This is a genomic window from Enterococcus camelliae (assembly GCF_042685105.1).
GTDB classification, from domain to species: domain Bacteria; phylum Bacillota; class Bacilli; order Lactobacillales; family Enterococcaceae; genus Enterococcus_G; species Enterococcus_G camelliae.
Genome location: NZ_JBHUMO010000007.1, coordinates 12,406 through 28,490, shown reverse-complemented (window position 1 = coordinate 28,490; position 16,085 = coordinate 12,406). Strand labels below are relative to the sequence as shown.

The following is a 16,085-nucleotide window of genomic DNA, read 5'->3' as shown; positions in this document are numbered from 1 at the left end:
ATAAGAGACACCGCTGTTAGTAAAGAAATAAGCTATCAAGTATGCTCTATTCCCAAGAAGCTCCCACTTCAAGCGTTAAGAACCGTCAGGTTTAGCTAAGTGGTAAGTAGTTCACTTTCTCAAGAATATTGGCCGTACCAAAAGGAGACCAAGAATCGTAAATGTTGTCACATCCAAGATGAACTGCGACCCCAGCGGCTTCAAGTTCAACTAACGGTGGTATGATGCCATTAATCAGAACACTCGAAATAACCGACATCCCCAACGCACCCATTTCATGAAAAACCGCTTGACGTTCCTCCCCAACAAAATCATTCAGTCCAAATGCATGACTGATTGTTACTTTTCCTTGCCAATTTGCCTCTTTTGTATACTGAATCAGTTCAAGAACGGTTTTTCGTCCCGCCTCATAATGATCGTGTACATGAATATCAATTGGGGCATTGTGTCTCACAGCTAATTCAAACGTTTGATTTAGAGAAGCATGTGCATCACCATCCAGACTTTCCGGATCAACCCCACCTACAATCGAGGCCCTATTTTTCAGCGCTTCGTGCACTTCTTTATATGCTTTTGATCGCAGTAAACCATGTTGAGGGAAGGCAACCAGCTCAGATTGCAAAACGGTTTGATAGTCTTTCAGCAACTCTTGTACTTCATGCAAGTAGCGCTGACCGACCGCCGGATGCACATCGATATGCGAGCGGAAAAAGGTTACCCCTTTACGTAACTCAGTTTCTGACAAATATTGTGCTCGTTTCTTTAGAGGCAATTGCAACGCATCTAATTCAGTGATTTCACTTGTGAATCGTTCAACCAGATTTTTGGCTGGGGTAACAGGCGTCCAAGGTACACCTAATTTACTTTTATCTAAATGACAATGCATTTCTCTTAGGGATGGTAAAACAAGGTAATTTTGGCCATCGACAACCAGTAAATCAGGCAACTGTTCTTGTTCTTGATAAATTTTGCTTACTTTTCCATTTCTAATCTCAAGGGTGTAGCTTTCTGTATTTGTTCCTGTGTGATAATACTTCGGTTCTTGCTATGCGTCTTCTAACTTTATTGATTTCAGTAAATAAGGTTCCATTTTTTTCTCCTTTGCTTTCTTGAAATTTTGTCAAACTTGTAAAACTTGCAGAGTAGCAGCCCAATTTATTGCTTGTTTCTTCCTTTTCTGTCTGAGAGTTGTTGCAGTGAGAAGACAAAATGAGTATAGTTGAAAACAAGAGGTGAGCATATGTTACAAGCATACATCAATATTTTTATTATTTTTTCATTAATGTTTGTCGGCTATTTTTTATCCTTCAAACAGTGGTTTAGCAATCGTTCTGCAGATGTTTTTTCAAAAATTCTCTTAAATTTCTCTTTACCTTTTAGTATGTTTTTGAATATCACTGCCAATTTCAATAAAAGTGAATTTTTGTCTTTGGTCAGTGGGATGATCATTCCTTTGGTATCAATGACCGTGACCTACCTCACAAGTTTGGTCTATCGTTCCGTCATGCATGTTGATGAACACCGCAAAGGAACCTTTACAACGATGTTCACTTGTTCCAATACAATTTTTATTGGACTACCTATTAACTTAGCCATTTTTGGCGAAAAAGCTGTTCCTTATGTTTTGCTCTATTACATCGTCAATACTTCCATATTTTGGACAATTGGGATTTATGAAATTGCAAGAGACAATCCTGAAAAACACCAAACAACAATGACTTTTCATCCATTGGTTGCACTTAAAAAGATCTTTTCACCAGCTTTAATAGGCTTCATGATTGGATTAGCTTGGATGTTCACTGGTATTAAGGTACCACTTTTTCTCCATCAGTTCGGGCAATACCTTGCCGATTTAACGACACCACTCTCAATGTTTACAATTGGGATTATGGTTTATTTTAATGGAATCAAAAATTTGAAAATGAACCGAGATATTTTCGGTGTGTTACTAGGTCGCTACGTTCTGTCTCCACTCATTGTCTGGCTGTTAAGCTTTGTCTTTCCTGTTCCACCCATCATGCTGGCTGTTTTCATGGTTCAATCCGCGATGCCCGTGCAAAATTCTGTCCCTATTTTGGCAAGAGTTTACAAAGCAGATCAAGAATTTGCCGCCTCAAGTTTAGGGTATTCCGTGTTGATTTATCTTTTGTATATTCCTTTACTTTTAAAAGTCATCTATGCACTATAACAAAAAGTGACTGCCTTTAAGCTATGCCCTCACAGAAATTGAAAAAATTTTTTCATCGTTCAATTCCTGTGAGTATAGGCTTAAATGTTGCAGTCACTTTTTTTATTTTGTAATTAAATTATCCAAACTTGCAAGAGCCAGTGCCATTTTTGATACACGGGCTAATAAAGCTAAGCGATTATGGCGAATCTCCTGATTATCAACCATAACCATCGTTTGATCAAAGTACGCTTCAATATATGGCCGTAACTCTGTCAAAGCTTGATAATTTTCTTCCATTGTTCTGGAAGAGAAGTTGTCTTCTGCATCCATCACTGCAGTGAACAACTCTTTTTCTGCCTGATTTTCAAAAAGTTCTGGTTGAATCGTTTGATTTTCACCTGTATACTTTTTGGCTAAATTCATCACGCGTGTCAAGGCTTCAATCGATGGTTTAAATTCACTATCTGTAAGGTGACGGGACAAAATGGATGCCGCTTGGAACAATTGGCTCACATCTTTTTGTTCGGAAGCCAGGACAGCATCAATGATATCATGTCGAATTTCTTTCGAGGAAAGTCGTTGGCGAACACGGGCTTTTAAGAAATCTACCACCAACGCATCTTCATCTGACAAGGTGATGCCATATGTTGCTAAATCACCATTAATTTTTTCTTGGATGGCAATTTTGAGTTCTTCAAATGGGAAGTACCATTGCTTGTCTTCAATAATGCGGATAATCCCATATGTTTGTCGGCGCAAAGCATACGGATCGTTTGAACCACTTGGAATCATCCCTGCTGCAAAGAAAGTAAATAAGCTATCAACTTTATCTGCAATCGCTAATACTGACCCCACGTTTGATTTTGGTAAATCTCCTTCACTAGCAATTGGTAGATAGTGTTCGCGAATCGCTGTCGCCACTCCAGGTCGTTCACCTTGGATTAGCGCATATTTTTCACCCATAATTCCTTGTAATTCCGGAAATTCACCAACCATATTGGTCACTAAATCAAATTTATAGATTTCACTTGCGCGTTGCAAGTCATCCATCTCGTCTTCATTTAAACCTACCGTTGCTCCAATAATTTGGGCAATGGCTCCTACTCGTTTCATTTTTTCGTAAATCGAGCCAATTTTCTCATGAAATGCGACATGTTTTAATTTTTCAACGCAAGAAGCAATTGCTAATTTTTGATCTTCTTGGTAAAAGAATTCTGCATCTTCTAAGCGTGCCGTTAATACTTTTTCATTGCCTTTTACCACATTTTGAATGTCGTAAGCATTCCCATTTCGAACTGAGACAAAATGTGGTAATAGCTCACCATCAGCTGTTCGGACATCAAAATAACGTTGATGTTCTTTCATTGATGTCACGAGCACTTCTTCAGGGACGGTCAGATATTTTTTCGCAAAGTTTCCTACGAATGCAGTAGGGTACTCAACTAAATTGGTCACTTCCTCTAGTAACTCTTTATCCAACGATATTTGCCATTGATGGGCCGTTGCAATCGCTGTAATTTGATTGATGATTGTTTGTTGTCTTTCCGCTGAATCAACAATGACAAATTGTTCGGCTAATTTTTTTGTATATTCTGCTGGATGATCAAAAGACACATCCTGGCCCAAAAAACGATGTCCTCTTGAAAAACGATTCGTTTCAACATCGAGAATTTTGAATGGAATAATTTGTTCACCATATAAGGCAACCAACCAATGAATGGGGCGAATATATTCAAAATCATATCGATTCCAATGCATGGTCACTGGGAATGTTAAGCTTGTGATAACTTCTTTGAGTTCTGATAAAACATCCAGTGTCAGTTGGCCTGTTGTTTTCTTCGTCACATAGACATATTCAACACCTTTTAATTCCTTGAAGACAATGTCCTCAGTTGTCAACCCTTGTCCTCTGACAAATCCTTGCGCCGCTTTTGACCAATTTCCCTCTTGATCCAAGGCAATTTTTTTGGCTGGACCTTTGATTTCTTCTTTCACATCTGCTTGACGTTCCGGTACAGCTGTCACCAAAACTGCTAAGCGACGTGGCGTCGAATAGGCCCGTATGTCGTCATAAGATAAATGATGTTCTTCAAAAAATGTGGCAACTTTTGCTTCTAGTTGATTCATGCTAGGCACCACGACATGGGCAGGCATTTCTTCTAGCCCAATTTCAATTAATACATCTTTTGCCATGCTATGCGTCCTCCTTCAAAAGTTTTTCTGCTTCTTCACGGCTCAGTAGTGGATAACCCAATCTGGCACGTTCTGCAACGAATAGTTTCGCAACATCTCGAGCCATATTACGAATACGGGCTAAATATCCCGCACGTTCTGTAACGGAAACCGCTCCTCTAGCGTCAAGTAAATTAAAGTTATGACTACATTTTAAAATATAATCATAGGCTGGATGAACCAAGCGCTCAGCAATACAGCGTTTGGCTTCCTTCTCAAATTTATTAAAGTTATCTAGTAAAAGTGCTTGATCACTTAATTCAAACGAATATTTAGAATGTTCATATTCAGGTTGATTAAAAATTTCTCCATATTTAACCCCTTCTGTCCATTCCAAATCATAGACACTTTCCACTTCTTGAATATAAGAAGCCAAGCGTTCTAAACCATACGTAATTTCAGAAGTTACTGGATGACATTGTAAACCGCCAACTTGTTGGAAGTACGTAAACTGTGTAATTTCCATCCCATCCAACCAAACTTCCCAGCCTAAACCAGCACAACCCATTGAAGGGTTCTCCCAGTTGTCTTCAACAAAACGAATATCGTGTTCTAACGGATTGATTCCCAATAATTGTAGACTTTCCAAGTATAGTTCTTGAATGTTTTCTGGTGAAGGTTTCATAACTACTTGGAATTGGTGATGTTGATAAAGACGATTCGGATTTTCTCCGTAACGTCCATCAGCGGGTCTTCTTGATGGTTCCACGTAAGCCGCATTCCACGGTTCGGGACCAATTGCTCTTAGAAAGGTATACGGGCTCATTGTCCCTGCACCTTTTTCTGTATCATAGGCTTGCATCAACATACAGCCATTGTCCGACCAAAATTTTTGGAGCGTTAAAATCATTTCTTGAACAGTTAATTTTTTCGCCATACTATTCTCTCCTTTTTAAACTAAAAAAAGCCCCTATATCTGTAAAATTACAGATATAGGGACGAGTATGCTCGCGGTTCCACCCTACTTCCGAAAAGAATTTTCCTTTCGGCACTTTCATTGCTGTGCTCCCATTGCCTTTTGAAAAAACATTTGCTATCTGCTCTCACCAATTCAGACTCGCTATCAGCATCTCTTTTTTTCTTTGATGTTCTTCGCACATTATTTAATTTGAAAAAATGACGTTTCCTTTATAACACTGTTATCATATCGATGTTTCCAATTTTTGTCAATACGTGAATCCCTCTGGCAACTTAGCTAGTCCTCTTTCGGTTTCAATACCTGATTCCAGGTTTTCATTTGGTCAATAAAGCTTTTGCTTTTCAAATGGATTCCGACATACTCATCATACAATGCATCTAAAAGCTTGCGAATCTCATTTTTGATCTCACTACTTATTTGAATATGATCAATTTGGTGATACCCAATCTGATGAAAGACTTGTAAAAAATAAACTGCTCGAGGATCTGCATGATAGCGCCGTTCATCCATGTGCCAATGTTTCTCACAAAGGAGTCCGTTGTATTTACTGGAGAAATCAAACTTGCCCTTGGTTTCTCCACAGATAGCACATCGCATCCAATCGAACTGCACACCAAATCGCTGTAAAATTTGAACTTCAAAAATATTGGTGATAACTTCTGCATCTTTTCCTTGATCAATAAAAAGCAAGGCTTCTTTTAAAAATTGATAGAGATGAGGATCATAGACACGATCTTCAATCGCTGCATCCGTTAAATTTAAAAGATATGTCGCATAACCTGCTAAAAAAATGTCCGATTGAATCTGGCGAAAAGGATGAATGAATTTCGCTGCATTTAGAAACGACAACCCTTGATCTGAAAACTGGCCGATATACGTTGCTTCAGTGAAGGGCATCATCGCAGGTTGCAAAGGATTATTTTTGCGATGTGCGCCACGAACATAAAACATCTGCTTACCCGCCGATTCAGTAAATATTTTGACAAGTTTGTCTTTTTCTTTATGGTCTTTCGCAAAAAGAATTAATCCCTTTGATTCAACTAATGCCATGTTTCAACCTCGTTTAGTTTTTCATTCCTTCTATTCCATTTCACGGTATCCGTAATCTGTTAAATAGCGTTCCTTTTCTCGCCAATCTTTTTGTACCTTAACCCAAAGCTCTAAAAAGACTTTGTTTCCTAACAAATGTTCAATATCTAAGCGGGCCTTTGTGCCAATCAATTTTAGCATTTTGCCCCCTTTTCCAATGATGATGCCCTTTTGGCTGTCTCGTTCAACAATAATCGTTGCTTGAATGGCTATCTTTTCATGCTCATTTTTTTTCATTGAGTCAACAACAACGGCAACCGAATGAGGAACTTCATCACGAGTGAACTGCAAGACTTTCTCGCGAATTAATTCAGAGACGATAAAATATTCAGGATGGTCTGTTATTTGATCCTCCGGAAAATATTGAGGTCCTTCTGCCAAATTAGCCTCGATTGTTTGCATTAAGGTTGGAAAGTTGTTCCCCTCAGTTGCCGAAATAGGGACAACTTCTGCAAAATCCATTTGTTGTGAATAATCCGCGATTGTCTCTAGTAAAGAATCGGGATGGACTTTATCAAGCTTATTCACAACCAAAAAAACAGGGATGTTTTGTTTTTTTAGTCGTTCGATAATTAAATCATCGCCTTTGCCCCGTTTTTGATCCGCACTGATCATAAATAACACAACATCGACTTCGTTTAAGGCGCTGTAGGCAGACTCAACCATAAAATCACCTAATCGTGATTTGGGTTTGTGGATTCCTGGGGTATCAATAAAGACAATTTGGGCATCTTTGGTAGTATACACCCCTTGAATTTTATTTCTGGTTGTCTGTGCTTTATCACTCATAATCGCAATTTTTTGTCCAACAATACGATTTAATAATGTCGATTTGCCAACATTTGGTCTTCCAACCAATGCAACAAATCCTGATTTATGTTCAGTCATAGGCTCTCCTTTATGATAAAAATAATTGAATAATTTTAGGAATAAAAATTAAGGCACCAACGATGACAGCGAAACACGCAGTTAATAAGACAGCGCCTGCTGCCACATCTTTGATTTTTTTCCCCAGTGAATGAAAGTGATGGTCAGTCACCATGTCGACGATATTTTCAAACGTTGTATTCAGCATCTCGGCAAACAAAACCAAAAAAATGACACCAACCAACCATAACCATTCTCCGATAGTTAGTTGAAAAATAAAACCAAACACTATGACTAATAGGCTCATCCTTAAATGTGTGCGAAAATTACGTTCGTCCTGATAGACGGTTTTCCATCCAGTCAAAGCAAATTCGAGTGACTGGATAAAGGATTTATTTTTCTCAACTTGCTTTTTATCTTTTAAGTCCATAGGCATCTAAAATTTCCTTTTGTAATCCAAACATAACTTTCTCATCTTCAGGTGTCATATGGTCATAGCCATTTAAATGCAAAAAACCGTGTAGTGCCAAGAATCCTAACTCACGATCCAGTGAGTGACCATATTCCTCCGCTTGTTCCTGCGCTCGTTCAACTGAAATCATGATATCACCAATGTTACGAGGTAACTGCATTTCACCAAACTCTTCTTCATCAAAAACAATGGCTAACTCATCTTCGCCTTGTTCTTCTATTGCAAAACTAATTACATCTGTAGGCATATCCTTCTTACGATATTCCCGATTGATTGCCTGTATTTCTGCATTATTCATAAAAGTAACGGACATCTCCGTATCGCTTGGTAATTCAATATAATTGGCTGCATACTGTAAAAGATCATCAATATCCTGTATTTTTTCTGGTGTCACCAAATGTTGCTCATCAATAAATGCGATTTCCATAAATTACTCCCCATTCTTTTCTTGTTCTTCTTTCATTTGTTCCGCTTCTGATTTCATTTTAGGGTACTTTATTCTGGAGTGGAAAGTCGAACATAGCCCATTAATTAGTGATTTTTCAATCATTCGTAACTCATTGAGTGTCAGGCCTGATTCGTCTAATTGTCCATCTAAAATACGATCTTTAATCAAGTTGGAAACAAACGCCTTTATTTTTTCATTGCTTGGTTGGTCCATTGCTCGAACTGCTGCTTCACAACTATCTGCAATGCTAACAACACCGGCTTCTTTTGTTTGGGGTTTTGGCCCTGGATACCGATAATCTGATTCTTTCACAGCATCATTGCGCTCTTTTGCTTTGACATAAAAGAAACGCATCAAGGTTGTTCCATGATGTTGTCGACAGATATCAACAACCATTTGGGGCATCTTCTCTTTTTCTAGAATTTTGGCCCCATCGATGACATGACCAAAAATAATATCACGACTGTCCTCAGGCAAAAGGAAATTATGAGGATTCTCTGCGCCAGCTGGTAAATTTTCAACAAAGAAATTGGCATGCTTAAGTTTTCCAATATCATGATAGTAGCAAGCAACCCTAGTTAACAATGAATTCCCACCAATATCAGCAACTGCATTGGCACTTAAGTTTGCAACCATCATACTGTGATGGTACGTTCCGGGTGCCTCTTCCAATAAACGTTTCAGTAATGGATGATTGGGATTGCTAAGCTCATTGAGCACAATCACACTATCATCGGTTACAAGTAATTCAATATACTGGTGTAGCCCCACTGTTAGGAGCAAGGACAACAAACTACCCGCCAGCCCACAAATAATTGCAAGCCACGTTTGACCACTCGAAAAACTCATTCCTTGAAAGACAATAAAAATGATATTCATTAATAAAGGAAACGCGACCAACCACATCAAAGCGGTAAGCCCCTGATTAGAAATGCGTTGTTGACGAATGATGGTTCCCATAATACCTGAGAAAAGGTAAGAAACCAAAAGAAAAATCAGGACGTTTGATCCAATATCCGCATTTGTATTACTAAAGATAAATAGAGCAAAAACGACTTGAAATAAAGCAGCCAATAAACCTGACCGTCGATTCATAAAAAAGTTTAATAACAACGGCGCAAAGGCTGCTGGATAAAACAATGGGACATAAGGCAATGCATTGGTTTGAAATAATTGAAAAAGCTTCATTATCAACAAACTGAAAACCATCATTGATGAATAAAATAGATAGCACTGCAATCGTTTCGTTTGTTCTTCCATTTGATGAACAAAGAAAATCAACATCGCAATTTGAAGAAAAATGGTTAAAAGTAATGAAAAAACTGGGAAATAATTGACATTTTGATTCGTCAACCCCAGCAAACGCAATTTTTCAATTGCAGTCGCATCAATCTGGGAACCTTCCCGAACAATGATTTCCCCTTGGTAAATCATGACGGGTTGAACCGCGTCTTTGGCTTCATTTTGCAATTCGGTCGTCTTCTTTTCATTCAGGAAGGTATTAGGTACAATCCCTTTCGTGAGTAAGTAACGAATTGCTTCAGCCTCAGTATTTGAGACATCACTGGTTTCCAGTTTACTTTCTGCTGCTTGGCGAACACGTGTCAAATCGCTTTCTTTAATTTGTGCTTGCATTTGCTCATCAACTAAACTGAGTGTTTGTTGCTCAACATTTGAAATATCCGCGGATGAAAGCGAAAAAATAGTGGTTAAAAAATTGGTGGTTAAATCTTGATAAAAATCTAAATCGTCGGTATTCACCGTCTCAAATTTTTTCTTTAATTGCGTGATTAATTCATCTGTTGTTGGTTTCGTAACCTTTGATTTATCTTTGGCCGCCTGCATTTCCTTTTGATAGTTCTCATCGGCTGTCGTCGTTACTTTTAGAATTAATGTAAACAAATTTTTCAACAAGTCGTGTTGGGTTGTGGCCAGATCAGATTGATAGGTGTACTCAGGCGAGACGGCTTCAGCCGCTAGTTTTCTTTTCTGTTCTGTTGCTGTCGAGTTTTCAATTGTTTTATTTGCTCGAATGTTGCTTTCAGCTACCTGTCCTTCTTGATAACTATTTACAGATGGCTTAATACTTGGATAGAGGATAGCGGTTGTTACTAGAAAAAACATGACCAGAATCGCTGGCACAAGAAATTTTCCGAAACGCTCGTTTAATTTTTCGAGTGGTTGATTTAGCATGTTTGCTTCCTCCTTTGCTTCTTAAATTTGTTCGTTGTTTTCTTTTTCATACGCTCGAATAATCTCCGCAACAACTGGATGGCGAACGACATCTGCTGCATCGAAATGAACAAAATCAATTTGCTTGATTCCTTGTAGGGTTTGTTGTGCATGGACCAAGCCACTTGTTACCCCACGAGGCAAATCAATTTGGCTCGCATCGCCATTAACAATCATTTTTGAATGGAAGCCCAAGCGAGTCAAAAACATCTTCATTTGGGCAATGGTTGTGTTTTGTGCCTCATCTAAAATGACAAAAGCATTTTCCAGAGTCCGCCCGCGCATATATGCAAGCGGGGCAATTTCAATGACTCCCCGTTCCATCAAGCGATTCGTGTGATCCACCCCAAAAATTTGGTAAAGAGCATCGTAAACCGGTCGTAGATAGGGATCAACTTTTTCTTTTAAGTCCCCTGGTAAAAAGCCCAATTTCTCGCCTGCCTCCACAGCAGGTCTCGTTAAAATAATTTTTTCGACCGTTCCTTTTTTTAGTTCGGCAATCGCCAAAACTACCGCTAAAAAGGTTTTCCCAGTGCCCGCAGGTCCAATTCCAAACACAACGTCATGCCGACGAACCGCGGTAATATAATGTGATTGGCCAATATTTTTGGCACGTATGGCATTTCCTGCACGATCTTTCATAATTTCTTCTTCGTACATTGATAAAAATGATGTTAGTTTCCCTTGTTGCATAAATTTTAATGCACTGACCACATCCGCTGTTCCAACATTGATTCCCCGATTCATAAGCGTTAAGAGCACTTGGAATACTTGTTCGGCATGCTCTACATCATCTTCCATTCCGATAATCTGGATCATTTCTCCACGAGCATGAATCGTTGTATTCGTATTTTCTTCTATTAATTTGACATGTTTGTCATGTGTGCCAACTAACATTGCAAAATCATCCGTTGACTGTAGGTGAATTTCTCTTGAGTATTGGTTATCTTGCAAAAAAAAATCGCTCCCTTTTCTCGGTATTTATTCATTGTTATCATACCATATCTTATTTCAAAACGCGCATTTCTTTTTCTAACCCACTATCCTGGAATAATGAAAAAACCGCAGAATAATTTTCTGCGGTGTGTCTTTACTTTAATTGTTCAATAATTCTTTGACGACGGCGTTTACTTGATTCCCGTCAGCCTTTCCTTTAACCTGCGGCATAACTACCCCCATGACTTTGCCAAATTCTTTTGGAGAAGTGGCACCTGTCTGCTGGATAGCTTGGCTCACAATGTTCTTAATTTCATCAAGGGTTAATTGTTCTGGAAGATACTTTTCAACTATTGTAATTTCACTTTTAGCTTTTTCAACAAGATCATCTCGGCCAGCTTTTTCAAATTCCGTTAAAGAGTCACGACGTTGTTTCATTTCTCTTGCAAGAATTGTCAACTCTTCTTCGTCATTTAGCTCCCGACCAATCTTGATTTTTTCATTCTGTAGTGATGCCTTCAACATGCGAATGACGGTCAATGTTTCCTTGTCTTTCGCCTTCATCGCCGTTTTCATGTCATCATTCAACGTATTTAGTAGTGACACACTACCAACTCCAGTTCTTTCGCAGCAAACTTAGAATTTTTTACGTTTTCTAGCTGCTTCAGATTTTTTCTTACGTTTCACACTTGGTTTTTCATAGAATTCACGTTTGCGAGATTCTTGTAAAGTACCTGCTTTTGACACGGAACGTTTGAAGCGACGAAGAGCATCGTCAAGAGATTCATTTTTGCGAACCACTGTTTTTGACATATAAATTCCCTCCCTCCGAGCTTAAAAAGTAACCGTTTTTGTTATTGAAATACTAATCAATAACACCCACTGTCCTTAAAAAATTATAACGAAAGACTGTTTTTCTGTCAAGTTGTTCTTTGAGTTTGTTGTCATTAAAAAAAGTCGACTATGGAAAGATTGTTATCTTTTTCGGTTTATTGGCAATCCTCACAACGTCCGTATATTTCAAAACGATGTCCTTCAATCTTGCATCCTTGTAATTGTTTTTCAAAGATATCCATTGGGCAATCATTCAATTCCTTTGTTTTCCCACAGACGGAACAAATAAAATGATGATGGTGCTCCCCAATTCCATGATGCTGACAATGAAAACGAAACTTCATTTCTCCATTTAAATCGGTTTTTTCTAAAATACCTAATTCAGAGAAATCATGAAGATTGCGATAGATTGTATCATAACTATAGCCAGGAAATTGTTCGCTCATTTCAATATAGACATCTCTAGCAGGCATATACCGATTCTTTTTGGCGAGAAAAGTTAACAATGCTTCTCTTTTTTTGGTATGCTTGTATCCCTTGGCTTTTAGGATTGTCCAGGCTTGTTCAACTGCTGTTGGTTTTTTTTCCATTTTCTTGCCCTCGATATTTTCTAAATCATAATGCTTCCGTTTCACAACTTTAAAGCTATGGTATAATAGACCTAAAAAGAATGCAAGTGAGGCGATTTTATGGGAAATGAAAATATGGAAAATAAAGAAACGATTAATCTATTTGTCATCTCCGATTCAGCAGGAGAAACAGCGACAAAGCTTGCTCAAGCGACAATGGCACAGTTTCCAGCAGTCAATTTTTGTTTGTACCGACGAACGTTCATCCGGTCGAGAGAAGCATTAATTAAAACTCTGGCAGATGCAAAAGAAGCCAATGGTCTGATTTTGCACACTTTGATTAGTGAAAGTTTAGTTGAGTTGACCAATGTTTTTTGTGAGCAAAGCGGTTTGTATAATATCGATGTCCTGACACCAACAGTAGATGAAGTTACCCGTCGAACGGGTATTTTGCCAAGCCGTGAGCCAGGAGCTTTACATCATTTGAATGAAAATTATTTTCGCCGAATCAAAGCAATGGAGTTCGCTGTAAAATATGATGATGGCAAAGATCCACGGGGATTTTTAGAGGCGGATATTATCTTACTAGGTGTCTCTAGAACCTCTAAAACACCGTTAAGTTTGTTTTTAGCAAACAAAAATTTAAAGGTTGCCAACTTGCCAATCGTCCCGCAAGCACATATTCCTAAACAAATTTGGGAAGTTGACCCCAAAAAGATTGTTGGTCTGACCAATGATCCAGATATTTTAAATACGATTAGAAAAGAACGCATGATTAGTTACGGCTTAAATCCTGAATCAGCCTATGCAAATATTGACAAAATTCGCGAGGAATTAACTTTTGCCAATGAACTTTATCAAAAAATTGGGTGTGTAATCATCAATGTCGCTTCGTTGTCGATTGAAGAAACGGCTTCTATGATTTTAAATGCACTGAAACTTGAAGATCATAGCTACTACATTTCTGATAATGAGGATACCCCTCATCCATTTTAGAATCTAAAAAAAAACCGATTTTCGTCTCTATCAACTGGCCATCATGAAAACAATGGCTTCTTGAATAGATTCCCAAAATCGTTTTTTCGTGTTATTCGCTGACTTTAATTCCTCGGCGGTCAATGGTTAATGGAATGATTTCTGCTTCGTTGTTGCTCATTTTATTCAGTTTTTCGATAATGGTATCCGTCTGTTCAACCGGGGTTAGGATTAACACGGTTGGTCCGGCTCCACTTAAAAAACAAGCATACGCTCCCCAAGCCAAGCAGTTTTGCTTTAATTTTTTTAAGTGAGGAACTAATACATCACGATAAGGTTCATGCCATCTATCGGCTGTCATCATTTCTCCTGCCAAAGCTAAATCACCTGCTACAATCGCTGCAACCATCACATTCGCAATTGCACTTGCTTCAACGGCCTCTTTAAATGGAAACGCTTCAGGAAGAACATTGCGGCTTGTTTTGGTTAGTAGCTCTTCTTTGGGAATGTAGGCAATGACTCCACAGGTCGGAAACGATTGTTTGACAGATAAAACGGACCGTGTCGTACGTTCTGGAAAATAGGCTGAAACAACAAAATCTCCTAAAATTGCCGGTGCAACATTGTCTGGATGCCCCTCAATTGCGGTTGCCAATTCCAACTTCATTTGGTTGTCAAGCTTGAGCTTGCCGAGCTGATTGGCTAATTCAATTCCTGCCACAATGACAGACGAGCTACTTCCCAAGCCTCTTGCTAAAGGAATTTCTGATTTCATTATCAGACGATGTGGTTGCAGACTCGGACAAATTTTCCGCACAGTTGTAAGCAATAAATTGGTTTCATCAGTGGGAATGTTTTCACCTAATTGATGTTCAATGTACCATGCCTCTTGTTGTTCTTTTACCTCAATCGTTAGATAGCGAGAAACGGCCACCCCGCAAGAATCAAAACCCGGACCTAAATTTGCACTGGTTGCGGGTACCTGAATAATCATAGTCTATTCTCCTCCTTCATTGTCTAGTCTATAAATGGGATAGAACCAATCACTGTGCCCATTTTAGTCAAACTTTCTAGTAAAGCCGTTAATGCTTCAGATGATAACGGATTGGTTACCAACCATTCATAATTTTCTTCTAAAAACGTTGTATGGCCAATTTTTTGGATATCTGCTAATTGATCATTCGTAAATTTTTGGGTTGCCTTGGCTTTTTTCATGACGATGCCAAATTTTTCCTTGGGTGCCGACTTCAAAAAAGAATAAGTCGTATTTTCATAAAAAGCTTGTGGGTATTGATTGCTGCTGCCAAGTTCTTTTTTTAGAATCAGCGCTTGAAGATCTGCTAAAACACTTGTGGCTGTTGGTGCTGCTCCAGCGCCAGGTCCACTGATAAACGTCTCACCAATTTGGGTACTCTTTATCAGTAATGCATTGGTTTCATTGTCAATTTGTGCCAACGGATTGTCCATAGCAACCAGACACGGGGTCACTCGTAAACTAAGTTGATCTTTTAACGCGCGCACTTCACCTAATAGCTTTATTTTATACCCAAATTCCTTAGCCACAGCTAGTTGGCTCGGTTGGATTGTTGTCAGGCCTTTAACGTCAACATCCTCAAATTTAGGATAGCTATGAAAGGCAAGTTGAGCCAATATCATCACCTTATAGGCGGCATCGATTCCTTCCACATCATTGGTTGGATCCGATTCAGCAAAACCTAATTCTTGTGCCAGAGTTAAAGCAGCTTCGTAGCTTAACGCTTCCGTAAGCATTTTGGTTAATATAAAATTGGTGGTGCCATTCAATATTCCCCGAATACTTTCAATCTGGTCTGTTGCAAATTGCGTTTTTAAAGGATGAACAATCGGGATTCCTCCAGCTACGCTTGCTTCATACCCAAGGGTGACGCCATTTTGATAGGCAAGTGGCAAAAGTTCGACGGCATATTGTGCCAACAGATCCTTGTTGGCTGTCACAACATGTTTTTTAGCTTCTAAAGCGCGCACAATGTACTCTTTTGCAGGATGAACGCGACCAATTAGTTCCACAACAACATCAATCGTTTCATCATTTAAAATATGGTCTAATGAATCCGTCAATTGAAAATGAAATTTCTTAGCTAGTTTTTGTTTGTCTTCTTCATCAAATGAACGAACCAACCCATAAACAATCTCGATTTCTACTCCCGTCATTTGATACATTCTTTCGGTATTTTTTACGAGCAATTCTACAACTTTACTACCAACTGATCCTAGTCCAAGCATAGCGATACGTAACTTCTTGACTTCCATACCTTCTCCTAACTGAAAGTTTCTCTGAGAACTTTCATCATTTTCTCATAATT

Annotated in this window: 16 protein-coding genes; 2 read left to right on the top strand and 14 right to left on the bottom strand. The window is 38.7% G+C overall.

From position 1 onward, the window contains the following. Window positions 1–91: 91 nt before the first annotated feature. A complete protein-coding gene (locus ACFSR0_RS01380; protein ID WP_379979144.1) occupies window positions 92–946 on the bottom strand; it encodes an amidohydrolase family protein in 855 nt (284 codons plus the stop codon). Between the two features lie 294 nt (window positions 947–1,240). Here ACFSR0_RS01380 and ACFSR0_RS01375 point away from each other — a divergent pair, with 294 nt between their 5' ends. Next, window positions 1,241–2,188, top strand: coding sequence for an AEC family transporter (locus ACFSR0_RS01375; RefSeq protein WP_379979142.1), 948 nt, complete (start codon window positions 1,241–1,243; stop codon window positions 2,186–2,188). Between the two features lie 102 nt (window positions 2,189–2,290). On the opposite strand, the gene glyS is transcribed toward ACFSR0_RS01375, so the two are convergent. From glyS to ACFSR0_RS01320, 11 genes are all read right to left on the bottom strand, one after another. Next, entirely contained in the window at window positions 2,291–4,363 is a 2,073-nt protein-coding gene (gene glyS, locus ACFSR0_RS01370) for a glycine--tRNA ligase subunit beta (protein ID WP_379979140.1), read from the bottom strand. A 1-nt stretch (window position 4,364) separates the two neighbouring features. Further along, a complete protein-coding gene (gene glyQ, locus ACFSR0_RS01365; protein WP_379979138.1) occupies window positions 4,365–5,279 on the bottom strand; it encodes a glycine--tRNA ligase subunit alpha in 915 nt (304 codons plus the stop codon). A 318-nt stretch (window positions 5,280–5,597) separates the two neighbouring features. Further along, complete coding sequence (recO, locus tag ACFSR0_RS01360; protein WP_379979136.1) at window positions 5,598–6,371, bottom strand: DNA repair protein RecO; 774 nt, start codon at window positions 6,369–6,371, stop codon at window positions 5,598–5,600. Between the two features lie 30 nt (window positions 6,372–6,401). Further along, a complete protein-coding gene (gene era, locus ACFSR0_RS01355) occupies window positions 6,402–7,298 on the bottom strand; it encodes a GTPase Era (RefSeq protein ID WP_379979134.1) in 897 nt (298 codons plus the stop codon). Between the two features lie 10 nt (window positions 7,299–7,308). Next, entirely contained in the window at window positions 7,309–7,713 is a 405-nt protein-coding gene (locus tag ACFSR0_RS01350; RefSeq protein WP_379979132.1) for a diacylglycerol kinase family protein, read from the bottom strand. Then, complete coding sequence (ybeY, locus tag ACFSR0_RS01345; RefSeq protein ID WP_379979130.1) at window positions 7,691–8,176, bottom strand: rRNA maturation RNase YbeY; 486 nt, start codon at window positions 8,174–8,176, stop codon at window positions 7,691–7,693. Before ybeY ends, ACFSR0_RS01350 begins: the two co-directional genes overlap by 23 nt. A gap of 3 nt (window positions 8,177–8,179) precedes the next feature. Further along, the gene (locus ACFSR0_RS01340; RefSeq protein ID WP_379979128.1) at window positions 8,180–10,390 is read right to left on the bottom strand and encodes an HD family phosphohydrolase; all 2,211 of its coding nucleotides are present in this window, start codon (window positions 10,388–10,390) and stop codon (window positions 8,180–8,182) included. A gap of 21 nt (window positions 10,391–10,411) precedes the next feature. After that, complete coding sequence (locus tag ACFSR0_RS01335) at window positions 10,412–11,326, bottom strand: PhoH family protein (protein ID WP_379979150.1); 915 nt, start codon at window positions 11,324–11,326, stop codon at window positions 10,412–10,414. Window positions 11,327–11,524: 198 nt separating this feature from the next. Beyond that, the gene (locus ACFSR0_RS01330; protein WP_379979126.1) at window positions 11,525–11,971 is read right to left on the bottom strand and encodes a GatB/YqeY domain-containing protein; all 447 of its coding nucleotides are present in this window, start codon (window positions 11,969–11,971) and stop codon (window positions 11,525–11,527) included. 30 nt (window positions 11,972–12,001) lie between these two features. After that, window positions 12,002–12,178, bottom strand: coding sequence for a 30S ribosomal protein S21 (gene rpsU, locus ACFSR0_RS01325; protein ID WP_002356740.1), 177 nt, complete (start codon window positions 12,176–12,178; stop codon window positions 12,002–12,004). A 176-nt stretch (window positions 12,179–12,354) separates the two neighbouring features. Beyond that, window positions 12,355–12,789: a Fur family transcriptional regulator gene (locus ACFSR0_RS01320; protein ID WP_379979124.1), complete on the bottom strand. Its 435-nt coding sequence runs from the start codon at window positions 12,787–12,789 to the stop codon at window positions 12,355–12,357. 114 nt (window positions 12,790–12,903) lie between these two features. Here ACFSR0_RS01320 and ACFSR0_RS01315 point away from each other — a divergent pair, with 114 nt between their 5' ends. After that, window positions 12,904–13,764, top strand: a complete 861-nt coding sequence (locus tag ACFSR0_RS01315; protein WP_379979148.1) for a pyruvate, water dikinase regulatory protein — start codon at window positions 12,904–12,906, stop codon at window positions 13,762–13,764. 91 nt (window positions 13,765–13,855) lie between these two features. Here the strand turns inward: ACFSR0_RS01315 and thrB are convergent, their stop codons facing one another. Together thrB and ACFSR0_RS01305 are read right to left on the bottom strand one after the other, a co-directional pair. Continuing rightward, window positions 13,856–14,737 (bottom strand): homoserine kinase, encoded by an 882-nt coding sequence (gene thrB / locus ACFSR0_RS01310; RefSeq protein ID WP_379979122.1) that lies wholly within the window; start codon window positions 14,735–14,737, stop codon window positions 13,856–13,858. Window positions 14,738–14,760: 23 nt separating this feature from the next. Then, window positions 14,761–16,032, bottom strand: coding sequence for a homoserine dehydrogenase (locus tag ACFSR0_RS01305; RefSeq protein WP_379979120.1), 1,272 nt, complete (start codon window positions 16,030–16,032; stop codon window positions 14,761–14,763). Window positions 16,033–16,085 lie beyond the last annotated feature (53 nt).